This is a genomic window from Lysinibacillus sp. CTST325, from assembly GCF_054665055.1.
In genome coordinates, this window is the sequence record NZ_BAAFHO010000006.1 from 60,971 (window position 1) to 82,528 (window position 21,558).

Sequence of the window (21,558 nt, forward strand, 5' to 3'; positions counted from 1 at the left end):
ATCGCCAACATTAAGATTTAATTTTAAATTACGTAATCCTCTTCGAATTTAAACTCTGTTAAAATATCACTTGCTCGATTGTGTAACTCTTTGAAGTTATTAGAAATTTGTTCAGCAGAAATTGGCTTACTAAATAAATAACCCTGAATATAATCGCAATTACCGTCAATCAGGAACGCAAGCTGCTCTACCTCTTCAATTCCTTCAGCAACAACCTTTAATCTCAAATGCTTCGCCATTGATAAAATCATAGAAACGAGCGCTTTATCATTTGAATTATGCTGTATATTTCGAACGAAAGCCCGATCAATTTTTAAACAATCGATTGGAAAATCTTTTAAATATGAAAGCGACGAATAGCCTGTCCCAAAGTCATCAACTGCAATTTGAATACCAATTGCCTTTAACTCATGAAGTAGCTGAGTTATTTGATCAATGTTCATCGTCATACTTTCTGTAATTTCTAATTGTAAATATTTAGGTTCCAAATTTGTACGTTGTAAGATTTCTTGCACCATTTGCACTAAATCTTGCTGGAATAACTGTCCAATGGATATATTCACAGCAACCTTCATTGGTGGCAAACCTTGCTCCTTCCATGTCTTCGCTTGAGTGCACGCCATTTCTAAAATCCATTTTCCTAAAGGAATAATTAGACCAGATTCTTCTGCAATTGGGATAAACAACTCAGGTGAAACAAATCCACGGGTAGGATGACGCCAACGTACTAGCGCTTCTACCGATTCAATTTTACCCGTTTTTAAATTTACTTGAGGCTGAAAATCCAAGTAAAATTCTTCATTAGCTAATGCTTTATGGAGCTCTTGCTCAATCAATATACGATCAGCAATGCCATTTGACATATATGGCTTATAAAAAAGAACTCTTTGAGGTATTTGACCCGCTTCCCTCATCGCTAACTGCGCGTGCATTAAAAGCTCTTCACCTGAGCAATCTTCTTCATGCAGGGCAATGCCAATATTAAGATTTCCGTTGAGCGGAAATAGTTGTACTTGTAATGGTTTTTTCATAGCACTCTTCAAGTTCAAGCAAAATTGTAGCAACTCTTCTCTTGTCTTCACATGATTAATATAAATAATAAACTGTCCCTCACGAAGCTTTGTAGCAAAATAATGAGGGGGTAAAATAGCTTGAATTCTCTCAGCTACGAGCTTCATCATTGTATTAGAATAGCTAATACCTATAGATGAGCTAATAGCAGCAAGGCGATCAATCTCAATAGCAATGATTGCTTTTTGATGACTATTGTCGTGTAAATCCTCTTTTAATGTTTTCAATAATAAATGTTCATTTGGAAGCTTAGTAATATCATCATGATAAGCTTGAAAATGAAGCTCCTGCTGCGAATGCTCGAGATCTCGCTTTATTTTTAAAAGTTGTTTATATGGTTTTTCAACAGTTGTATAATAAATGGCTTTTAGGAAAAAGTAGAATGCGAAAAATTGATAAATTAATGCTGAAAAGCCCCAAATTGATTTCAAATCTTTGATGAACGCAAAGAAAACATCACTAACAATTAAATAAGTTGCTGCGCTAATAAGCCACATAACTCGTTTTGGCAACTTTTTTATATATTTACTTAAAACCACTATCGTTACACCTTGTAAGACAGCAGACATTATATGAACAATAGCGCTTGCTTTCAGCAACAATTGTTCTTCAAGTACAAAATATTTTGAGGAGAGATACACTAGAAAAAGGCTCAGTAGTACAAATAATAAGGAACTGCTATATGTATAATAACGATCATTCATCGTTAAGCGTTTTTTTGGCTTTAAAATAATAAAAAGAAAACCGATTGATAAGCATAAACGCATTATTAAATCCAACCATATTTCCAAATATAGTGTATCAGCCTTTGGATATTGAGCGATAACCAAGCTCACTAATTCAAACAAGGCGATGATAAAAAATAAATTACCTATGTATAATGTTTGACTCGATAATAAGTGTGAAAAAACGAGCCAAGATTGAATAGCGATTGCCATTGTAAACACAATAATTAGTATTTGTATAATCAAGTTCAAACAAATGTAACTTTCTTCATTAAAAGAACCAAATACCTGATTACTTAAACCTAATAATGGCAACACTAGCAATAGTGGCAATACTACATACCGAATCTCTTTCTTTTCTATCTCTAATTGTTTCAACCAATTCTCCAACAGAAACCCTCCATACCAATATATATAAAATTAGATAGGTAATATGATCTACCCAAAGGAAATATAACATTAAAAATTGTATTTTTCTTTGACTTCTTACAAATCATAGCATTTTTATTGGAATTTGTATGCAACTATACCTTCTTTCAGCAAATGTCTCCCACCTCTATAGGTGGTGAGATGAATGCGGGTTTAAATCACTTTTCAGTGTATCCAAACATCTGTGCCTGTCGCTACGCTTTCGGCACAAAAGACATCCGCTGAAATAGAGGAACTCAGTCTAAGAACGCCACGTCCTGTGGCAACGACTGAGTGACCAACATCATGTTGGCCCAAAGCCTCCGGCGGATGTCACAGAATGGAAAGAAGTTCATATAGGATGTTAGCCTTTATCGCATCCATGCGATAAAGGCTAACTGACCTGCATCCTGCCGCTTTCGCGCAAAAAACATCTGTTGCTGCGCTACGTTAGCACTGCGCTTTCGCACAAAAAACATCTGTTGCTGCCGCTACGTTAACACTGCGCTTTCGCACAAAAAACATCTGTTGCTGCGCTACGTTAACACTGCGCTTTCCCACAAAAAAACATCTGCAGCCCTAAGCACAAAGCCGATTCCAGACGCAATTATGCCTAGGCATAATTGATAAAGTATGCCAATATTCAGATTTGATATTAGCATACCTTTAATGCTTATCGCACTATTCGTCTTTAGAATATAATAACTCGCGAAGCTTAATCATTATTCTTGTGCGTCTTTTTTTAACTGCGTCCACAGATAAACCTAGTTCTTTAGCTATTTCCAAGTAACTATAACCATCTACATAAAAAAGGAGTAATATTTTTCTTTCTTCAAATTTTAAATGAGACATAATGCATTCTGTAAGAACTGGACTTATTTCACTCATTTCATGATCTCGAATATAATTTATCGTGTCATTATCCATAGGTGTATGATTATTTTCAAAACTCTTTTCCTTTGAAAGCTCTTTTAAAATTTCTCCTTTAACGGTTGTATAAATATAAGCAGAAAACAGCCCTTTTGATTGATCTGCTTTACGCCAAGCCTCCCACACCGCTATGGATGCTATATGACGATAATACTCAAAATCCTTATAAATGCGGCACCTTAACAAAATCGACGTTATCATCGGTTGGACTAATTCTAATACTTCATCAAATGGTTGCTCAGGAGATAACTGTTTTTTATGCTGTGTTGTCATCTTATTGTCCTGTCGACTGTGCACAGTCCATTATTCCTAGGTGCCTTCATCTTAATTACTATACAAGGAGGTGTCGAACAGCTCTTTTGTCAATATAACCATAGAATCTTTATAAGTCCTTTTTAATATTTATACATAACAACAGTATGATATTTAAAAAATCATATCTTTTAACTGTCATACTATACATATTTCTTAAAAGGTTGGACAAAATTACTACTAAGGAGGCGAAATAGATGAATTTTCAAATAAGAGATGCGATAACGACAAACGTACATGGTCAATCAGCGGCCGAATTTAAGGATATTGTCGAAGATGCAATTAGCCGTGGTGAAGAGCATTTACTTCCAGGGCTTGGTGTGTTTTTTGAAAAATGGTGGCAGCAATCTAGCCCTACTGAGCAGGATGCATTTGTTCAAAAACTTGAAAAAGTCTTTGCTCACTAATTTTTTATAGACAGTTCATTCCATTTCCAATAAATGCATGATAAAGTTTAACTTATCAGAAAATTAGGAGGGATTGGAATGACTGTTGCTGTAGAATTAATAGTAAATCAACTAAAAAAGGTTTTATCTGAAGAACAGGTGTCAACAAACGAAACGGTGCGGCAGCTACATGGAAGGGACGAATCTCATCATACAATGAGCTTACCAGATATCGTTGTCTTCCCTCGTTCCACGGCCGATGTCAGTGCCATCTTAAAAATTGCGCATGCGGAACGTGTACCAGTCGTACCTTTTGGTGTTGGCTCAAGCTTGGAAGGAAATGCAATTCCCATTGCAAATGGTATTTCTATCGATTTCTCTGAAATGAATGCTATTTTAGAAATTCGACCAGATGACCTGCTTGTGAAAGTACAACCGGGTGTAACACGTGCTCAATTGAATAAAGAATTAAAAAAACATGGACTTCAATTCACAGTTGACCCTGGTGCTGATGCTACACTTGGTGGAATGGCAGCAACTAATGCCAGCGGGACAACAGCAGTGCGGTATGGTGTTATGCGCGATCAAGTACGAGATTTAGAGGTTGTACTCGCAGACGGTTCAGTCATTCATACCGGTAGCTTAGCAGCAAAATCCTCTTCTGGTTATCACTTGAATGGCCTTTTCATTGGCTCTGAGGGTACACTAGGTTGCTTTACAGAATTAACTTTACAAGTCTATGGTATACCCGAATTTGTGACGGCGGGACGTGCAGTTTTTGCGACAGTTGGCGATGCTGTCAGTGCAGTAACCGCATTGTTGCAAGCGGGCATTTCAATTGGCCGTGTTGAACTGGTCGATGAAACCTCTATCAAACAAGCAAATATTTATAATGAAACATCCTATGATGAAAAACCAACACTATTTTTAGAATTTCACGGAAATGAAGCAGGTATGCATGCCGATATAGAATTTGCTAAAGAAATTTTTGAGGACTTTGGCTGTCTTTCTGTTGAATTTGAACAAGACAATGCTGCACGTAATACGCTTTGGGAGGCACGCCATTCATTGGCCTATGCATATATCCATGCCTATCCAGGGAAAAAGCTTATGTCGACCGATGTTTGTGTGCCAATATCTACGCTTGCTGAATCCGTTTTATATGCTCGTGAACAGCTTGAGGAAGTTGGTCTTGCAGGTGGAATTGTAGGTCATGTTGGAGACGGTAACTTCCATGCCTTGTTAATGTTAGATCCAAACGATGCTGAGGAGCATGAAAAAGCCAACCGCTTCAATGAACATATTGTGCACTTTGCTTTACTGCGTGGTGGCACTTGCACTGGTGAACATGGTGTTGGTATTGGAAAAATGAAATATCAATCTACAGAGCACGGTACATCTCTATTAGTGATGAAGAGCATAAAGGCAGCACTTGATCCACATAATATTATGAATCCAGGGAAAATTTTCAGCATGTAAACTTATTATTACGTTCAAACATATAAAGGGGCTGGGACATAACTAAATGGTTCCTTCATAAAGCCGAATAATCTCTAAATGAACAAAACACGATAAATAGAAAAACCGAACTATCCCGAAACACTTCATGAGAGTTTCATTGGATAGTTCGGTATTTTTTGTTGGCTGAAACACATTTGTCCCAGCCTCTCTTTTTTATAAATTATAGCGGAAGCTTTTTACTAGCTTATCTCCCTTATTAAATTCTTTAGATTCATCTCTTACGAAGCCTAGCGATAAGTAAAGATTAATAGCAGCCTGCATAATATCACCCGAGTGCAAATATAATGCTTGATCCTGACGATTGCGTGCAAAGGCGAAGCTTTCATGCAATAATTTTTTTGCAACACCTAGCCCTCTTCCATTAGGATGCACACCGAGTAAGCGCACAATCGTAGACTGTATGTTAAGCTCTGGCAAACCATATGCTTTTTCAGAATCTGTAAATAATTGCAGTCCCCCTAAAATCTCATCACCGCGCTTTGCCACTAAAATTGCCTCTGCATTAGGATTACCGACAGATGCGCGAATATCACTTAAGTATGAAGCCCAGTCCTCTGGGTTTTCATATTCTTTTTCATATTGTGCATAACTCTCTACTAGAACCTCTAAATACCTTGCATAGTCTTCCTCTTTCAAATGCTCAATCACTATTTCAGCTACTGTCATCGTTCAATCCCCTTCCTATTAATAAACTCTATTTAAATGCCACCCCTACTATAGGCAGTTACTCTTTTTTCAATACGATGTGCCAGCCATTCGACGATAGCTGAAACACTCCAATAAATTAACCCGACAGCGATAAATGCCTCCAGAAACTTTAAATTAATAGAAGCAACGATATTCGCAACTCCTGTTAACTCTTTAACTGAAAGGAAAAAAGCTAGTGATGTGGCATGTAAGAACCCAATAAAAACATTTGTGAAGTTAGGTATGGATTTACTAAATGCTTGGGGTAATATATAGCGTCGCATCGCCTGTGAAAATGTTAAACCGACTGCATAAGCTGCCTCTAGCTGTCCCTTAGGTACACTTAAAATACCGGACCGAATTATTTCGGAGGCGTAAGCTCCTGCACTTAGCGTCAAAGCCAAAATAACAAAAAATAAAATAGGGATAGAGCTTGATTGATACTCTATCTTTAAAGCTTTTGCAATGACATCAACCACAATTGGTATTCCAAAATAAACAAGCATAATGTGCATAATGATTGGTGTGCCTCTAAAAAAAGAAACGTAAAAATTCAACAATGGTGCGATTATTTTCGTTTGTTGTATCCGCACAAAAGCAACTATTATGCCGATTAAAATGCCTAATAAAACAGGCGTAACTGTCATGAACAAAGTTAACGGCAATACTTTACTAATTTCTATTAAAGCTTCAAAAATAAAAGCAAAATCTATTGTCATAACATTTCCCCCTAGCTAGATGCAGCTTCCTTTGGCATATATCGATTAAGATATCGTTCATTTAGTTTTAAACCCTTTTCTAACAGCAAAACAATGATATAATAAACGATGGACAGCGCCAAATATATCTCTAGCGCCCTTGTCGTTGAAGCGATAAGTGTTTCTCCACGTCCTACCATATCCATGACACCAATTGAAAATGCTAAAGAAGTATCCTTTAATGAACTAATCATCGTATTTGCCATATTTGGGAAGGCAACACGAATCGCCTGAGGGAGCACAATACGTAGAAAGGCCTGTATTCCACTTAATCCAACTGAATAAGCTGCCTCCATTTGTCCACGATCAACTGTTAAAATAGCCGCTCTAAAAATCTCAGCAAACGATGCAGCATTGCTCAACGTATAAGTAATAATTACAAAATACATAGCATCCATTCTTGTTACATCAATATGCACAAGCTTTAATAACGCTGGTATACCATAAAACACTAAAAACAATTGCACTAAAATCGGCGTACCTCGAATAAACGAAATATAAATCGTTATAATTTGCTTCAAAACTGGTATGTGTAGCAGCTTTGGTATAGCGATTACTATACCAAGCAGCATGCCAAAAAAGATTGCGAACACTAAAATTTCGAGCGTTACTGGCAAATACTGAAGCAATATTGGAAGTACTTTTGCAATTAGTGTGAAGTCAAAGTCATTAGCCATACTTCCTTCTCCCTCTCCTATTTCGTTTAGAAGTCTACCGAATAATCGTCACCTAGCCATTTCTTACTTAACTTACTAATGACGCCTTCTGCCTTTAATTCTCGAATAGCATCATCAAGTCGCTCCTGTAAGACAACCTCGTCTTTATTTAATAAGAAGTACACTTTTGAATTTAATAAAGCATCTCCTACAACCTTCTCTTGTGCTTTATTGCTTTCGTTATAGTACTTTACTGCAAATGGTGTTGTAATGATTGCATCGATTCGCCCTGTCGCAAGTTGATTGTGAACATCAACTGAGCCAGAAGAATAGACAATATTAGCGCCTAAATTATGCTCCTTATTGTATTTCTCTATAAATACAGCAGAGTTACTAGTTGGTGAAACACTAACGTTTTTCCCTTTCAAATCATCAATGGATTGAATAGAATTGTTTTTTTCATTGACCGTTACTTTTAATGGGAACACATTATATGGCTCTTTATTAAAGAGGAATTTCTCCTCTCGTTCACTATTGACTTCCATTTGATGGGCAACAAAGTCAATCTTCCTTGTCTCTAAACTTAGTAATAAATTTGAAAATTCCATCGTTTTAAATTCAAACTCATATTCTGGTAGCTTCTCATCAATAGCGCGAACAAGCTCCACATCATAACCTGTTAAATTACCCTTGTCATCAATGAAGCAAATATTTGGAAATTGAGTACCGGTACCGACAATAATTTTTTGAACTCCCTTTCCGCCTTGTGCTGGATTATTCTCACTAGCATCCCCTTCGGACTTTTCAGAACTTGTGCAAGCTGTTAAAAGTAAAGCTAGCAACAATAGTAAATAACATGATAATTTTTTCATAGAATCCCTCTCTTCTTATGCGTGCGACGGTATATCAACAGCAAGTGCTGTTTTTAAATGCTCCAGTCCAATCTCTGTGACTGCTTTAAAGACACCATTCGATCCAATTTCGACAACCGGAACATAACGGACACCATACTTTACTTCAAGGATGTCACGGAATGCATCATTATGTGTTACATCCACTATTTTGTAAGAAATGCCTTGTTGTTGTAAATATGTCTTCACTTCATCACAATAACTACAGCCTTGCTTTGACCAAACAATTACATCTATATTTTTTGTCATGTTCATTTCCTCCTTAGCTTACCGCTTCTTTTTGTTGTAAATGTAAATTCAATGGACTTAATAGCTCAAATGATCGTTCCCGTTCAAATTCCTTCAACACAGGCGTATGCAAAATAAACTCATCAATTTGATAACGCACATGGTAGTCATCTAACATCGTTTTAATATCATCCGGAGTCCCATATAAAATATCTGCATCATATTGCTTCACCGTAAATGACTCTCCAGATTCCTGACCAAATTTCTCTGCTAGCTCTACCGATTGTAATGTTAGGCTTCTGCCACTTGCTAAATGCACCTTCGTAATTTTTTGATCACCAATCAGCTCTTTCGCCTCCTCTTTTGTAGGGGCTGCAAGGGCTGCGATGGAGATGGCAAAATGACCGTTTGGATGATGCGTGCGATAAGCTGTAGCTGCTTGTGCTAATACATCATTATCACTATTAATAAATCGCGCAAAGACAAACGCAATGCCTAGTGTGCCTGCAAGTGCGGCACTTTGTGGACTTGCTCCCAGTAAAAATAACGCTGGCTTTACCTTTGGAATCGGTGTTGCCTGTACGCCATATAGCTCGTGCTCTGCTGGTATTGTTTGCTCAATTAATTGCTGTAAAAATGTTAATCTTCCCTCAAAATCTTCACCTTTATGGAGGGTGCCATATTGCAACGCCTTCGTAGAGAGGGGTAAACCGCCCGGTGCCTTTCCTATACCTAAATCAACTCGCCCTGGCTCCAACGATGCGAGCACATGAAAATTTTCTGCTACCTTGTATGGGCTGTAGTGTTGTAGCATCACTCCACCCGACCCAATATTGATAGATTTTGTTTTAGCAAGGAGATAAGATACTAATACCTCTGGCGATGAACCCGCTAATGTATCTGTATTATGGTGCTCTGACACCCAAAAACGTGAGTAGCCCAATTGCTCTGCTTTTTGTGCTAGAGCCACTGTTTTTTGTAAGGCCTGCTCATTTGTTGCGTCCTCAATAATAGGACTTTGATCTAATATACCTAATGAATAGCTCATACATTGCCTCCTTAAATACATTTATTCTTATATATTTACTAGGTTTTTAGACAGACTGTTTGACATAACGGCTTTCTTTAAATGGTAAACCTAAGTTACCCCGTAATGTGTCAGTCTCATATTCTTCACGGTATAACCCTCTTGCTTGTAAAATCGGCACAACCTTGTCTACAAAATCATCCAGTGCTCCAGGTACAGTAACGCCTATAATAAAGCCATCAGCCGCCTCTTGCTCGAACCAGTCCTGCACGAGGTCAGCAACATGCTCTGCTGTACCAAAGAATGCTGTTTTGGGAGTTGCTTCCCGTAACGCAACTTGTCGCAATGTTAGCCCTTCTTGTTTGGCATATTTTTTAATATAATCAGTCGTACTTCTAAAGCTGTTTGCTCCAATATCACCAAGCTCTGGGAACGGTGCATCTACATCATATTGTGAAAAATCATGATGATCGAAATATCGGCCAAGATAAGCAAGTGCACGCTCTATCGAAACAAGCTCAACGATTTCCTGATACTTCGCTTCCGCTTCCTCAAGCGTATCGCCAATAATCGGAGAGATTCCTGGGAAAATTTTAACTTCATCTGGATTGCGTCCAAATGCTGCAACCTCAGTCTTCACCCTTTTATAAAATTTCTGTGACTCTTCTATTGCCGCACCATGTGTAAAAATTGCATCTGCATCCTTTGCCGCCAATCGAATACCTGCATCTGAAGAACCAGCTTGGAAAATAACAGGCTGCCCCTGCTTAGAGCGAGCAATATTTAGCGGACCTTGAACTGAAAAATAGTTGCCCTTATGATTTAAAGTGTTCAGCTTATCAGAATCGAAAAATACATCATTTTCTACATCTGCAATGAAAGCATCATCTTCCCACGAATCCCACAAACCCTTTACCACTTCTAAATATTCCTCAGCAATTTGATAGCGCTCTGCATGACTAGGATGCTGCTCAATGGATTTATTATAATTCAAGGCAGTGCTTTCCAATGGTGTCGTTACAACATTCCACCCAGCACGGCCCCCACTAATATGATCTAAAGAGGCAAATTGGCGTGCAACAGTAAATGGTTCGCTATAGGAAGTTGATACAGTACCAACTAACCCGATGTTTTTAGTTGCTACTGCTAGGGCCGAAAGAATTGTTATTGGCTCAAAACGATTTAAAAAATGAGGAATCGATTTTTCATTGATGAACAAACCATCTGCAATAAAAGCAACATCAAATTTCCCCTGCTCAGCCTTTTGTGCTTGCTGAATATAAAACGGCAAGCTTACACTTTGATTGCTAGCCACCTTAGGATGACGCCAACCTGAAATATTACCACCCACACCATGAATAATAGCCCCGAATCTAATTTTGTCCTGTCTCACCATATTTGTTCCTCCTCAAATTTTATTTTTACTAAACATAGTGGTTAAGTATGTTTTATAGTTAAAAAAATACTTTATTCATGAATAACCATAAATAAATCAATTTCGCCTTGGCGTAATTGCGTCCGGATTTTGAATTGTGCCCAGGCCTGCACGATGCAGGTCAGTTAGCCGTTTTCACAGGATGTGAAGGTTTTAGGCTAACATCCTTTATTCATTCCTTTCAAAATCCATGACATCCGTCGGAGGCTTTCGGCCAACACGAAGTTGGTCACTCAGTCGTTGCCACAGGACGTAGCGTTCTTAGACTGAGATCCTCTATTTAAGTAAGTGTTTTACCTACTGAAAAGTAATCACATCCGCATTCATCTCAACACCTCAAGAGGTAGAGTCTTTTGCTGAATGAAGATAAAATAGGATTGAGGAAGATAATACAGCTCATTTATGCAATTTGCAATAGGCTACATAATAGAAAAAAATTTACTGTCTTATAAAATATTTTATCAATTCGAATTTTCTTGAATACTTTCATATTGCATAGCAGTTTCTACTATTGTTGTCCAAAAGGCTGGCGCCAGCGTCTCTTTATTTTTATACGTTAAAAAAATGTGTTGATTCATATCAAGTAAATGCTTAACATCAATCTCAACAAATTCCCCACTTTCAAGCTCCTTTTTTACACAAAGATGTGGTAAGAAGCTCATATACTCTTTCGTACGAATAAATTCTTTCGCTACTTCTAAATGATCCGTTCGCACTTCAATATTGGCTGATACGCCCTCTACCTCAAACATTTTATGCACATAATTCCAATCAAAAGCCCCACATTCAAAAAACACCATTTTCTGTTGTGCCAGTTCCTTCGCTTTCATTAGATTTTGTTGTATAAAGGGATGCTCGCGATGCATTACAAGTTTGACTGCATTACTTAGCAATAGCTCATTGCAAATTCCTTCCCTATGCACGTATTGAATTAAACCAAGATGAATTTGATGACTTTGCAATTTCTCTAAAATCACTGCTGTTGAACCTGTGATAATCTGAAAGCGCAAGTGAGGAAAATCTTCCTTCCACTTTGGCAATGCGTAAGCTAAAAAATATTGAGCTGTAACTCCATTTGTACCAATGCACACCTCGTCAGACTCCTTCGTTTCCTCTAATTGTTTCTTTCCCTGTTCGAAGGTTTGCACAATCTGAGTCGCAAACGGTACAAAATCCTTGCCTTTATCCGATAATATTACACTTCGCCCATCGCGATGAAATAACTCTACATTCAACTCTCGCTCCAATGATTTAATACGTGCCGTCACAGTCGGCTGAGATAAAAACAATGCATTTGCGGCCTTATGAATACTTTTATAATGCACGACATATAAAAACGCTTCGATATGGTCAATATTCATCTGAAGCCCTCCTCAAATTACTTATTTATCCTATTATATAGATAATCGCTTTTATTCTCTATAAAAGATTGGAAAACTAGGGATTATATTTTCAACAAGAAAAAAAGCAACCTAACGTCTCCCAGGTTACTTTAGTATGTAGCAATGTGGTCATCCATCTTGATAACATACATCACGCGTGGCTTACATCCCTCTGTCTGCAACCACTGTTATGTTATTCATATTGGCACCCCCTGTTGCCAATATGAACTCTATCTATATAGTACTTCTCTAACTGAGAAGCATAATACTTGTCGTCTGTCCTTGCTCGAAATTCTCTTTAAGCTAGGATTGAGGCTAGCACCGCTTTTTGTGCATGAAGTCTATTTTCTGCTTGCTCAAAGATGTAGGAATTTGGACCATCAATAACAGATGACGCTACTTCTTCTTCACGATGAGCTGGTAAACAGTGCAGGAACATATAATTCGGTTTTGCATATGCGACAAGTTCATCATTAATTTGATAACCTTCAAAGTCTTCTAGACGTTTTGTAGCTTCCTCTTCTTGCCCCATCGACGTCCATACATCAGCATACACTACATCCGCGTTTATAACCGCATCTATAGGATCGTTTGTAATAATAATTGTACTACCATTTGCTTCTGCGATAGCCTGAGCTTTTGCGATGACCTCTGCATCACATTCATAACCAACTGGTGTTGCCACTGCCACGTTCATTCCTACATGCGCAGAAGCGACTAGTAATGAGTGCGCCACGTTGTTGCCATCTCCAACATATGCAATTTTTAATCCTTTTAGATGACCTTTATTTTCAGCGATTGTTTCTAAATCCGCTAATGCTTGACATGGGTGATAAATATCCGTTAATCCATTGATTACCGGTATAGATGCATGCTCTGCAAGCTCCTTTACCATTGCATGAGAATTTGCGCGAATCATAATACCATCTAAATAGCCTGCTAACACATGTGCTGTATCATAAATCGATTCACCGCGACCAATCTGCAAATCACGTGCATGCATAAACATACCTTTTCCGCCTAATTGGTTCATACCAACTTCAAATGAAATACGAGTACGAGTTGAATGTTTTTCAAAAATCATGCCGAGTGTCTTACCTTCTAGCAGCTTTGGACATTTCCCTTCTTTAGTAATCATTTTCAGCTGTGTCGCTAATTCAACTAACTGCTGAACCTCTTCACTTGTATAGTCTAGCAAGGTTAATAGGTCCTTACCTTTTAAACTAGATACTAACTTTAACTGTACTTCCTCGAGTAATTTCATAGCCTTCGCTCCTTGTTTACTTGCTGTTGGGCTTAGTATAACAAATGCATAAATATAAAATCAACTGAATTTTTATGTTTATTTTAAAAAGTTAGAATTTTTTCTTCGGATGTGTCTAAAATGCGAATAATAGAATATTTATGCATATTCCATCTTCAATCGCATAGTAAGAAAATTGCATTATTGTTAATACATATTTATAATTAATCTATATTAATTATTTAGGTGGTAAAATACATGGATAAGGATTTGGTACATCTTGTTAAAGAAATCCATCAAGCTGAATATGATACCCATTTAATGTTAACTGAAGAATTTTCCTCATTGTTCGATGAAACATTAACTACAAAACAAGCAGTATTTTTAAGTCTTCTTCAGACGAAAGGTCCCCTTCAAACTTATGAATTAGCAAAGTTAATGGGTACATCCCCAAGTGCTGTTAGCCAACTAGTAAATAGGCTAGAGCAAGAAGATTATATAAAAAGAACAATGAGTAAAAAGGATCGTAGAGAAGTTATTATAGAACTAGATGAACGGGGACATCTTTATTTTCAAAAACAGGAGGAAATTGAGCTTGCTATTATTTATAAATATTATACAAAGCTCAATAGAGAGGACTTGTTACAATTAAAGGACATACTTTTGAAATTACGTTTTATTATTTCAGAGGAGCAGGAAAAAAATAAGCATTCTTAATGGAGGTATTATTGTGGATTTACACGATTTAAAAAAGGACATATTTAAAATTGCTTACCCCTATATAAAAACCCGTCCAAATGTTGCTTTATCTATCGGTATCATTTCTCAAGACCAAGAAGCTACTTTTGCTTTCGGTGGCTCGAATTTTATGCTGGAAGAAAAGCCTTATATATATGAAGTTGGGTCGATTTCTAAAGTTTTTACTACATCCATATTAGGGGAATTGATTCAGGAGGGAAAAATCCATGTAGAAGATTCTATTGGCAAATACTTTTCTGAAATTCCCGATACTCACCCTGTCACACTCAAACGCTTAGCAAATCATACTTCTGGATTACCAGGAATAGGTGTACTAAAGAACATTTCCAATCTTTTTGACGCGCAAACACCTCGCGATCCATTTTGTCAATATTCACTAGAGGAGACTATCCATTATTTTAAAACGCACACTGATGAGCCTAAAGTTAAATTTAGATATTCTAATGTAGGCATGGGGCTTTTAGGATATATTTTAGCCAATACACTTCACACTGATTATGAAACAGCTATTAAACAAAGATTAACAGATCCTTTAGATATGCCAAATACATTTATCTCTATCCCTTCTGATCAAGCAGAGGCAGTATTGCAAGGATACACGATCCTTGGACATAAAAAGCCTCCGCTCCAAATGAATGAATTTATGGCGGCAGGGGCAGCCCGTTCAACTGTTAATGATCTTTTAACATTTATGAAAGTACATTTACGTGATGTAAATTTAGGTTATACATTAACACATCAAGCTACTGAAACTTTTTCAGAAAATATAGGTATTGGTCTAGGTTGGCAACTCGATCACAATATCATTTGGCATAATGGTTCGACGAAAGCTTTCTCTAGTTATTTAGGATTTGATAAAACACAACAAACGGGCGTTGTTGTTCTCTCAAATTATCGATCGCCTATATTGGCGGCAAACCCTGGGCAAATCGGTAAAGAGATATTACAGCTTTTACAAAATAAATAGATTTTTTTATCGAGGGATAATGTGAATTTATCGCCTAACTTTTTAAATTTATCACCCAACTTTTTATTTATCGACATAAACTAACAATCAGCCTTTAAGCATGTAAGCTTGAGGGCTGTTTTTATAATTATTGTATAGGTTTTTTTCAGTATAGAGCTGCGCTTTTTTGCTGAATAGGATTCAAAGGCATTTAGGGCTTATAGTGTCGCTAAGAGATAAAGGTTGATTTCTTCCGTTTCATATTCACCACTCATCTACCAAATAATTATTTATTATGGTATTATTTCCATATGAATTTATTGATGGTGGTAAAGTTAAATACTATAGAGGAAGAGATTTAAATGGATAAGGCACGACTAAATTATCAAATAGTATAGATAATGCAGGGGGCGATATTACAAATTCAAAGTTTCAAATGGCGAATTCAATAAATGGAATTGGGACAAATGAAAATTATGAGTTAGTTGTAAGTGATGGATGGTTATATTTATACAACTCAACAAGCGGGCAGATTTGGAAAAAGCTAGATAATTCTAATGAGACGTGGGAAATCGTAAAGCATATTGGTGAATAGCAAGTTATTCCTACTTCAATCTCAACCCTCGTAAGCTCATAAAACGCTCTTAGGAGCTTACCACAGTTGTTGTAAGCTAATTCAAAGTTTGAATCTGTTTAGAAAATATAACTTCACCCTACTGTAACGATCAATCTTTCTCTTATCAATACACTTTCAGCTCGCAACACTTTACCAATCACTGAAATTCAGTTATTCAACTAACAAAGCAAGTTATTTTTAAAAAATTACTTTATTATTGAAGAGGTGGGATGAAGTTTGTTTTTTGTTCAAATGTCAGGTTTTCCTGGTTCCGGCAAGTCTACTCTTTCACGTGAAATTGCTAAAAGAACAGGGAGTATTATCATTGATCACGATATTGTAAAATCGGCTCTATTAAATTCTATTGATGAAGTTTCAATCGATGGAAAGCTTGCAGGAAAGATTTCATATAATATTGATTGGAGCTTAGTTGACTTTCATTTATCACAAGGACAAAACGTAATACTTGATAGTCCATGTCTATATGAAGAATTGGTTGAAAAAGGAACAAAACTATCAGTTAAATATAATGTTAAGTATAAGTATATTGAGTGTTATCTTGATGACTTCGAGAAGATAAATTATAGATTGAAAAATCGTGAAAGAATGGTTAGTCAAATAGGAGAAATAAAATCAGAAGCCGTTTTTATACATACGCTTCAAAGTAGCAAAAAGCCTTCAAACTATAAGTGTATTACTGTGAATACAGGGCAACCACTGGAAAACTATATACAAGAAGTAATGGATTATATAAATAACTGATTACTCTATGCACACATGAAGTTTATACGACCTATGTATTGAATCTAATGATTATCCTTACTCCCTTCGCCAACTCATGATTTTCTATGTTGCCAAATACATAATTTCCAATTAGTTGAGGAGAGGCAGATGAAAAGGCATTGAAAAAAGTTATTTTTAATGTTTTTGACAGTATTTATTTTAACAGCATGTAACTCATCAACGCTAAGTATTAGTGAAATTGAGAGCGTTCCGGAAAAAGTGAATAAGTCATTGATGAAAAAATACACGTCAATTAATCAACGAAGTAGATAAGGATGTATCTTATATCATTTTTTCGGTCAAAAAGAACAGTTACAACAGACCCTGAAACTCTAGGTGATACATTATTAATAAAGTTAGATGTTACGAATCAACAAGATAGGCTTGTCTTTGCCACTTCATTCCTTCTTTTTTAAAATTAATAATGATGGCATTCATTTATATGTTACAAACCAACTGAATTCTCTATACTTTTTAGCCTCCAGTGTTGAACAGCAATATTCTTTAGCTTGCTGTTCAAACGAGCAAATTGAAGCAAATGCGATCAAACAAATTTCTTTACAAACTATCATATCCTTTTTTCAACAATTTGATGATTAAATTATTTTTCATATAAAATACCCTCAAACTTTATTTCGTTTGAGGGTTGTTTGATTAGTCAAAAATAATTTTATTGACTGCATCACGGTCTAATTTTTTAATAACTTCCACCATTAATTTTACAGCATTATCATAATCATCACGATGTAAAATGCCTGCATGTGAGTGGATGTAGCGTGTTGCAATACCGATTGATAGGGCAGGTATACCATTTGCAGTTACGTGGATAGAACCAGCGTCTGTACCGCCACCAGCCATCGCCTCGAATTGATATGGAATATTGTGCTCATCGGCCACATCTAATACGAATTCACGTAAGCCACGGTGTGACACCATTGATGCATCGTAAACAACAATTTGTGGACCAGCGCCCATTTTACTAGTTGATTCTTTTGCAGTTACCCCTGGTGTGTCTCCTGCTACACCTACATCGACAGCAAAACCGATATCTGGTTGGATTTTATGCGTAGCAGTTTTCGCACCACGAAGCCCTACTTCCTCTTGGACATTCCCTACAGAATAAAGGATGTTAGGATGCTTTTCATTTTGCAATGCTTTCATCACATCAATTGCAATTGCACAACCAATGCGGTTATCCCACGCTTTTGCTAATAAGTATTTTTCATTTTTCATGACATTAAATTCGAAATATGGTGTAACCATATCGCCAGGACGTACGCCCCATTCACGTACTTCATCTTTTGAAGCCGCACCAACATCGATAAACATATCTTTAATGTCTACCACTTTGTTACGCACATCTGCTGGTAAAATATGAGGTGGCTTTGAACCAATAACCCCAATAATTTCATCGCCTTTACGTGTTGTAATTGTTACACGCTGTGCAAGCATAACCTGGCTCCACCAGCCACCTACTGTTTGGAATTTGATGAACCCTTTGTCATCGATTTGAGTAACCATGAAGCCTACTTCATCTAAGTGACCTGCAACCATGATTTTTGGGCCATTTTCATCCCCAACTTTTTTAGCAATGACGCTACCTAAATTATCTGTTTCAACTAAGTCTGCATATGGTCCAATGTATTTTTTCATGACCTCGCGTGGTGCACGTTCATTACCTGCAATACCATTCGCATCTGTTAAATCTTTAAACATTTGTAATGTTGAATCTAGCTGTGTCATCCTTTTTCCTCCTGACTCTTATATCTCCTCTATTATACTTCGTTTACCGAAATATTCCTAGCTTAATCGTCAGAAAATTGGTGTATTTCTTACACTTTAATATCCTGAGCGCTGACGATTATAATTTTCTTCATTTTTCTCTATATACGCCGCAACAACATCTTCAAATGAAAAGCCCAGATTAAATGCAAGCAATCCATAACATTGCCAGATCGCTAGGTATCTATCCTCTGTTGGTTGACTAATAAAACTTAAAATATAGTCTTGTGTCATTAAAAATGTCTCTGTTAAATCTCTCTTCTCTTCAATCACCGGCCATTTTTCGATCGTTGTATAACCTTTTAATAAGCCAAGTGATAATATAAAATGAATCGAATCCACATATTCCTCTAAAATCACATCACGTTCTGAGGCTCCCTTTGTGCTCCAAAACTTAAAGCAACGTGTCTCATTTGCTAGTTCGGCTAGCTCCACCATTAAGGCTAAACCTTTTTCTTTAAATACATCACGTTCTATATTTTGTGTTTTCTCGATGAAATCATCAAGCTCTTTTTGCATTTTAAACAATTGTTGTAAATTCATTTTTTTCTCCTAAATTTCTTAAAAATATTTATAAAAAGTGAAACTAATTGCCCTCCACAATCGTATAGGAAGGAATAACCTTTCTTCAAGGGGGAAATTAAAAATGTTGCCGTTACTTATTCGTCTTGCTGTTATTGCGCTTATTATCTATGTATTTTATAAAGCGATTCGTTATATAACCGATCCTAAGCGAAAACTCGATGAAGCCTATGAAAAAGGCCAATATTATTTTTATGATGACGTCAAAAATGTTCGAAAAAATTTCTTTATCTCTTACAAGGGTGCTCTTTTTGAAGGTGAAAAATACCTCGGCACTACGGAAGATGCCTTCGAGGTTGTGACAATTTTTGTTGGCGCCCGTGACGCCGCTGCACTTCAAGGTTTTACGAAAAGAGACTTTGAATACCTTCAGCAAGAAATCCTCTTGAACTATCCGAGCGCAAAAATAAATTGGAAGCAGCCCATTGAAAAGCTTATGCGCAACACATCCTCATAATGAGGATGTTTTTTTATTTATCGGAATGTTTTCATGATTTATCGGAACATTTTCTGATTTTATCGGAACATTCCTATGATTTATCGGAACATCTTTTAGTTTTATCGGAACATTCCCGTGATTTATCACCATAATTGTACTAGAATAAAAATTTGAATAGCTGCTAGCAGCGGGAAGCCAAATGCAAAGCTGTTATGGCGTGTTTTATGACGGAATAAATACATTCCCAGCACGCCTCCTACTGCACCCCCACCGATTGCTAATGTAAATAATGTGCGTTCTGCGATACGCCATTCATGTTTTTTTGCCTTTGATTTATCCATACCCATCATCACGAGCAGGACTATAGAAACAATCGCCATATACGCGAATAATGCTTGCCCCATTGAAGTACTCCTTTTTATTTTCTATTTACTACTACTCTAACATAAAAAAGACTGACGGATAAATCCATCAGTCTTGTGAAAGCATTATTTTGCTTTATTATTTAGCTACAGCTTTTTTAGCAGCGTCTGCTAATTGAGTGAATGCTGCTGCATCAGTTACAGCTAAGTCAGCTAACATTTTACGGTTAACTTCGATACCAGCAACTTTTAAACCGTGCATTAAACGGCTGTATGAAAGACCGTTCATGCGAGCAGCTGCGTTGATACGAGTGATCCATAATTTACGGAAATCACGTTTTTTCTGACGACGGTCACGGTATGCATATTGACCTGACTTCATTACCGCTTGGTTTGCAACTTTGTATAATGTATGTTTTGAACCATAGTAACCTTTAGCTAATTTTAAAACCTTTTTACGACGTTTGCGCGTCACTGTTCCGCCTTTTACGCGTGGCATATGAATTACCTCCTGCTTTTCATTTAAAAATGAATGTTAGTATTTTGTTTGTGTAGTCAAATTATTTCATGTAAACAAGTAATGATTTGATGCGTTTGAAGTCACCAGATGAAACGATGTTTGCTTTACGTAGGTGACGTTTTTGTTTTGTAGATTTGTTTGCGAATAAGTGGCTTCCATAAGCACGGTCATATTTTAATTTACCTGAACCCGTTTTTTTGAAACGTTTCGCAGCTCCACGGTGAGTTTTCATTTTTGGCATGTCGAATTCCTCCTAAACTGTTCGTCTAATATTATTTCTCGTTCTTTGGTTGAAGAACTAAGAACATGCTTCGGCCTTCCATCTTCGGTTTTTGTTCAACCGTCGATACTTCAGCACAAGCTTCAGCAAAACGATCTAATACACGTTGACCAATGTCTTTGTGTGTAATCGCACGACCTTTGAAACGTAGGCTACATTTTACTTTATCGCCTTTTTCAAGGAATTTAATCGCATTACGTAGCTTCGTTTGGAAATCATGCTCATCGATTGTTGGGCTCAGACGAACCTCTTTCATTACGATGACCTTTTGATTTTTACGAATTTCACGGTCTTTCTTTTGCTGTTCAAACTTAAATTTACCATAGTCCATGATACGAGCGACTGGCGGCTTGGCTTGAGGGGCCACAAGGACAAGATCCAAGTTTACACGAGTGGCGATTTCTAGCGCTTCATTACGTGTCTTTACACCAAGCTGGTCACCATTGTGATCGATTAATCGAAGTTCACGTGCGCGAATGCCTTCGTTTACATACATGTCTTTGCTAATAGTAATCCACCTCCAAGTAGTTGTCGCGAATACATGGTTTGGGCAAAGCCTTGCCCGGTTGAACGGTACATCCTCTTGTCATGTCCATAAAAAAAGGACGGACACTTTGAAGATGTCCGCCCGCTATATGTGCATGCGCAAGTCTGCGCAAAACAATTCAACGTGTAATACCTGTTCACAGCCTAAGAGCGTTGTATCAGGTGAGAAGCGGGCAGCCTCTACTTCAACCACAAACTTTGTATTCATTAACCTTAATTATGATAGCATGTACTTTATAAGCTGTCAAATGTTTTTTAGCTTA

General features: G+C 37.0%; 26 protein-coding genes. 8 read left to right on the top strand and 18 right to left on the bottom strand.

Annotated elements, in window-relative coordinates; genetic code table 11:
• Nucleotides 1-23 precede the first annotated feature (23 nt).
• From ACYQ73_RS15315 to ACYQ73_RS15325, 3 genes are all read right to left on the bottom strand, one after another.
• A complete protein-coding gene (locus ACYQ73_RS15315; RefSeq protein WP_460013287.1) occupies nucleotides 24-2,186 on the bottom strand; it encodes a bifunctional diguanylate cyclase/phosphodiesterase in 2,163 nt (720 codons plus the stop codon).
• Nucleotides 2,187-2,390: 204 nt separating this feature from the next.
• A complete protein-coding gene (locus ACYQ73_RS15320) occupies nucleotides 2,391-2,522 on the bottom strand; it encodes a hypothetical protein (RefSeq protein ID WP_460013288.1) in 132 nt (43 codons plus the stop codon).
• A gap of 363 nt (nucleotides 2,523-2,885) precedes the next feature.
• Nucleotides 2,886-3,407: a sigma-70 family RNA polymerase sigma factor gene (locus ACYQ73_RS15325; RefSeq protein ID WP_460013289.1), complete on the bottom strand. Its 522-nt coding sequence runs from the start codon at nucleotides 3,405-3,407 to the stop codon at nucleotides 2,886-2,888.
• A gap of 236 nt (nucleotides 3,408-3,643) precedes the next feature.
• Between ACYQ73_RS15325 and sspI the strand changes: the two genes are divergently transcribed.
• Together sspI and ACYQ73_RS15335 are read left to right on the top strand one after the other, a co-directional pair.
• Entirely contained in the window at nucleotides 3,644-3,853 is a 210-nt protein-coding gene (sspI, locus tag ACYQ73_RS15330) for a small acid-soluble spore protein SspI (RefSeq protein ID WP_100544862.1), read from the top strand.
• A gap of 78 nt (nucleotides 3,854-3,931) precedes the next feature.
• Nucleotides 3,932-5,311 carry an FAD-binding oxidoreductase gene (locus tag ACYQ73_RS15335; RefSeq protein WP_460013290.1) on the top strand — a complete coding sequence of 460 codons (1,380 nt, stop codon included), beginning with the start codon at nucleotides 3,932-3,934 and terminating at the stop codon, nucleotides 5,309-5,311.
• A 195-nt stretch (nucleotides 5,312-5,506) separates the two neighbouring features.
• Here ACYQ73_RS15335 and ACYQ73_RS15340 read toward each other — a convergent pair whose 3' ends face one another.
• From ACYQ73_RS15340 to argF, 9 genes are all read right to left on the bottom strand, one after another.
• Nucleotides 5,507-6,019, bottom strand: a complete 513-nt coding sequence (locus ACYQ73_RS15340) for an N-acetyltransferase family protein (protein ID WP_460013291.1) — start codon at nucleotides 6,017-6,019, stop codon at nucleotides 5,507-5,509.
• Nucleotides 6,020-6,051: 32 nt separating this feature from the next.
• Nucleotides 6,052-6,759: an amino acid ABC transporter permease gene (locus ACYQ73_RS15345; protein WP_460013292.1), complete on the bottom strand. Its 708-nt coding sequence runs from the start codon at nucleotides 6,757-6,759 to the stop codon at nucleotides 6,052-6,054.
• A gap of 11 nt (nucleotides 6,760-6,770) precedes the next feature.
• Entirely contained in the window at nucleotides 6,771-7,475 is a 705-nt protein-coding gene (locus ACYQ73_RS15350; RefSeq protein ID WP_460013293.1) for an amino acid ABC transporter permease, read from the bottom strand.
• Between the two features lie 26 nt (nucleotides 7,476-7,501).
• Nucleotides 7,502-8,326: a transporter substrate-binding domain-containing protein gene (locus ACYQ73_RS15355; protein WP_460013294.1), complete on the bottom strand. Its 825-nt coding sequence runs from the start codon at nucleotides 8,324-8,326 to the stop codon at nucleotides 7,502-7,504.
• 15 nt (nucleotides 8,327-8,341) lie between these two features.
• Nucleotides 8,342-8,614 (bottom strand): glutaredoxin family protein, encoded by a 273-nt coding sequence (locus tag ACYQ73_RS15360; RefSeq protein WP_460013295.1) that lies wholly within the window; start codon nucleotides 8,612-8,614, stop codon nucleotides 8,342-8,344.
• A 13-nt stretch (nucleotides 8,615-8,627) separates the two neighbouring features.
• Nucleotides 8,628-9,641, bottom strand: a complete 1,014-nt coding sequence (locus ACYQ73_RS15365; RefSeq protein ID WP_460013296.1) for an LLM class flavin-dependent oxidoreductase — start codon at nucleotides 9,639-9,641, stop codon at nucleotides 8,628-8,630.
• 46 nt (nucleotides 9,642-9,687) lie between these two features.
• A complete protein-coding gene (locus ACYQ73_RS15370; protein WP_460013297.1) occupies nucleotides 9,688-11,016 on the bottom strand; it encodes an LLM class flavin-dependent oxidoreductase in 1,329 nt (442 codons plus the stop codon).
• Between the two features lie 500 nt (nucleotides 11,017-11,516).
• Nucleotides 11,517-12,416: a LysR family transcriptional regulator gene (locus ACYQ73_RS15375; protein WP_460013298.1), complete on the bottom strand. Its 900-nt coding sequence runs from the start codon at nucleotides 12,414-12,416 to the stop codon at nucleotides 11,517-11,519.
• A gap of 319 nt (nucleotides 12,417-12,735) precedes the next feature.
• A complete protein-coding gene (gene argF / locus ACYQ73_RS15380) occupies nucleotides 12,736-13,701 on the bottom strand; it encodes an ornithine carbamoyltransferase (protein WP_460013299.1) in 966 nt (321 codons plus the stop codon).
• 237 nt (nucleotides 13,702-13,938) lie between these two features.
• Between argF and ACYQ73_RS15385 the strand changes: the two genes are divergently transcribed.
• From ACYQ73_RS15385 to ACYQ73_RS15405, 5 genes are all read left to right on the top strand, one after another.
• Nucleotides 13,939-14,397 carry a MarR family winged helix-turn-helix transcriptional regulator gene (locus tag ACYQ73_RS15385; RefSeq protein WP_460013300.1) on the top strand — a complete coding sequence of 153 codons (459 nt, stop codon included), beginning with the start codon at nucleotides 13,939-13,941 and terminating at the stop codon, nucleotides 14,395-14,397.
• 13 nt (nucleotides 14,398-14,410) lie between these two features.
• Nucleotides 14,411-15,406, top strand: a complete 996-nt coding sequence (locus ACYQ73_RS15390) for a serine hydrolase domain-containing protein (protein ID WP_460013301.1) — start codon at nucleotides 14,411-14,413, stop codon at nucleotides 15,404-15,406.
• A gap of 415 nt (nucleotides 15,407-15,821) precedes the next feature.
• A complete protein-coding gene (locus tag ACYQ73_RS15395) occupies nucleotides 15,822-15,980 on the top strand; it encodes a hypothetical protein (RefSeq protein WP_460013302.1) in 159 nt (52 codons plus the stop codon).
• A gap of 258 nt (nucleotides 15,981-16,238) precedes the next feature.
• Nucleotides 16,239-16,763, top strand: coding sequence for an AAA family ATPase (locus ACYQ73_RS15400; protein ID WP_460013303.1), 525 nt, complete (start codon nucleotides 16,239-16,241; stop codon nucleotides 16,761-16,763).
• Nucleotides 16,764-17,144: 381 nt separating this feature from the next.
• Nucleotides 17,145-17,384 (top strand): hypothetical protein, encoded by a 240-nt coding sequence (locus ACYQ73_RS15405; protein ID WP_460013304.1) that lies wholly within the window; start codon nucleotides 17,145-17,147, stop codon nucleotides 17,382-17,384.
• 54 nt (nucleotides 17,385-17,438) lie between these two features.
• On the opposite strand, the gene ACYQ73_RS15410 is transcribed toward ACYQ73_RS15405, so the two are convergent.
• Together ACYQ73_RS15410 and ACYQ73_RS15415 are read right to left on the bottom strand one after the other, a co-directional pair.
• A complete protein-coding gene (locus ACYQ73_RS15410) occupies nucleotides 17,439-18,527 on the bottom strand; it encodes a M42 family metallopeptidase (RefSeq protein ID WP_460013305.1) in 1,089 nt (362 codons plus the stop codon).
• Nucleotides 18,528-18,623: 96 nt separating this feature from the next.
• Complete coding sequence (locus ACYQ73_RS15415) at nucleotides 18,624-19,109, bottom strand: dUTP diphosphatase (protein WP_460013306.1); 486 nt, start codon at nucleotides 19,107-19,109, stop codon at nucleotides 18,624-18,626.
• A 103-nt stretch (nucleotides 19,110-19,212) separates the two neighbouring features.
• Between ACYQ73_RS15415 and ACYQ73_RS15420 the strand changes: the two genes are divergently transcribed.
• A complete protein-coding gene (locus ACYQ73_RS15420) occupies nucleotides 19,213-19,605 on the top strand; it encodes a sigma-w pathway protein ysdB (RefSeq protein WP_460013307.1) in 393 nt (130 codons plus the stop codon).
• A gap of 125 nt (nucleotides 19,606-19,730) precedes the next feature.
• Here ACYQ73_RS15420 and ACYQ73_RS15425 read toward each other — a convergent pair whose 3' ends face one another.
• From ACYQ73_RS15425 to infC, 4 genes are all read right to left on the bottom strand, one after another.
• Nucleotides 19,731-19,991: a DUF1294 domain-containing protein gene (locus ACYQ73_RS15425; RefSeq protein WP_460013308.1), complete on the bottom strand. Its 261-nt coding sequence runs from the start codon at nucleotides 19,989-19,991 to the stop codon at nucleotides 19,731-19,733.
• A 97-nt stretch (nucleotides 19,992-20,088) separates the two neighbouring features.
• On the bottom strand, nucleotides 20,089-20,448 hold the full coding sequence (gene rplT / locus ACYQ73_RS15430) for a 50S ribosomal protein L20 (protein ID WP_004226314.1): 360 nt from the start codon (nucleotides 20,446-20,448) through the stop codon (nucleotides 20,089-20,091).
• 61 nt (nucleotides 20,449-20,509) lie between these two features.
• The gene (gene rpmI, locus ACYQ73_RS15435) at nucleotides 20,510-20,710 is read right to left on the bottom strand and encodes a 50S ribosomal protein L35 (protein ID WP_004226312.1); all 201 of its coding nucleotides are present in this window, start codon (nucleotides 20,708-20,710) and stop codon (nucleotides 20,510-20,512) included.
• Between the two features lie 31 nt (nucleotides 20,711-20,741).
• Nucleotides 20,742-21,245, bottom strand: a complete 504-nt coding sequence (gene infC / locus ACYQ73_RS15440) for a translation initiation factor IF-3 (RefSeq protein ID WP_024363824.1) — start codon at nucleotides 21,243-21,245, stop codon at nucleotides 20,742-20,744.
• Nucleotides 21,246-21,558 lie beyond the last annotated feature (313 nt).

Excerpts from the sequence above, each read along its gene's own strand:
- ACYQ73_RS15325 (WP_460013289.1), bottom strand. The coding sequence starts at position 3,407 with ATGACAACACAGCATAAAAAACAGTTATCTCCTGAGCAACCATTTGAT.
- sspI (WP_100544862.1), top strand. The coding sequence starts at position 3,644 with ATGAATTTTCAAATAAGAGATGCGATAACGACAAACGTACATGGTCAA.
- ACYQ73_RS15335 (WP_460013290.1), top strand. The coding sequence starts at position 3,932 with ATGACTGTTGCTGTAGAATTAATAGTAAATCAACTAAAAAAGGTTTTA.
- ACYQ73_RS15340 (WP_460013291.1), bottom strand. The coding sequence starts at position 6,019 with ATGACAGTAGCTGAAATAGTGATTGAGCATTTGAAAGAGGAAGACTAT.
- ACYQ73_RS15345 (WP_460013292.1), bottom strand. The coding sequence starts at position 6,759 with ATGACAATAGATTTTGCTTTTATTTTTGAAGCTTTAATAGAAATTAGT.
- ACYQ73_RS15350 (WP_460013293.1), bottom strand. The coding sequence starts at position 7,475 with ATGGCTAATGACTTTGACTTCACACTAATTGCAAAAGTACTTCCAATA.
- ACYQ73_RS15355 (WP_460013294.1), bottom strand. The coding sequence starts at position 8,326 with ATGAAAAAATTATCATGTTATTTACTATTGTTGCTAGCTTTACTTTTA.
- ACYQ73_RS15360 (WP_460013295.1), bottom strand. The coding sequence starts at position 8,614 with ATGACAAAAAATATAGATGTAATTGTTTGGTCAAAGCAAGGCTGTAGT.
- ACYQ73_RS15365 (WP_460013296.1), bottom strand. The coding sequence starts at position 9,641 with ATGAGCTATTCATTAGGTATATTAGATCAAAGTCCTATTATTGAGGAC.
- ACYQ73_RS15370 (WP_460013297.1), bottom strand. The coding sequence starts at position 11,016 with ATGGTGAGACAGGACAAAATTAGATTCGGGGCTATTATTCATGGTGTG.
- ACYQ73_RS15375 (WP_460013298.1), bottom strand. The coding sequence starts at position 12,416 with ATGAATATTGACCATATCGAAGCGTTTTTATATGTCGTGCATTATAAA.
- argF (WP_460013299.1), bottom strand. The coding sequence starts at position 13,701 with ATGAAATTACTCGAGGAAGTACAGTTAAAGTTAGTATCTAGTTTAAAA.
- ACYQ73_RS15385 (WP_460013300.1), top strand. The coding sequence starts at position 13,939 with ATGGATAAGGATTTGGTACATCTTGTTAAAGAAATCCATCAAGCTGAA.
- ACYQ73_RS15395 (WP_460013302.1), top strand. The coding sequence starts at position 15,822 with ATGGCGAATTCAATAAATGGAATTGGGACAAATGAAAATTATGAGTTA.
- ACYQ73_RS15405 (WP_460013304.1), top strand. The coding sequence starts at position 17,145 with ATGTTACGAATCAACAAGATAGGCTTGTCTTTGCCACTTCATTCCTTC.
- ACYQ73_RS15410 (WP_460013305.1), bottom strand. The coding sequence starts at position 18,527 with ATGACACAGCTAGATTCAACATTACAAATGTTTAAAGATTTAACAGAT.
- ACYQ73_RS15415 (WP_460013306.1), bottom strand. The coding sequence starts at position 19,109 with ATGAATTTACAACAATTGTTTAAAATGCAAAAAGAGCTTGATGATTTC.
- ACYQ73_RS15420 (WP_460013307.1), top strand. The coding sequence starts at position 19,213 with ATGTTGCCGTTACTTATTCGTCTTGCTGTTATTGCGCTTATTATCTAT.
- ACYQ73_RS15425 (WP_460013308.1), bottom strand. The coding sequence starts at position 19,991 with ATGGGGCAAGCATTATTCGCGTATATGGCGATTGTTTCTATAGTCCTG.
- rplT (WP_004226314.1), bottom strand. The coding sequence starts at position 20,448 with ATGCCACGCGTAAAAGGCGGAACAGTGACGCGCAAACGTCGTAAAAAG.
- rpmI (WP_004226312.1), bottom strand. The coding sequence starts at position 20,710 with ATGCCAAAAATGAAAACTCACCGTGGAGCTGCGAAACGTTTCAAAAAA.
- infC (WP_024363824.1), bottom strand. The coding sequence starts at position 21,245 with ATGTATGTAAACGAAGGCATTCGCGCACGTGAACTTCGATTAATCGAT.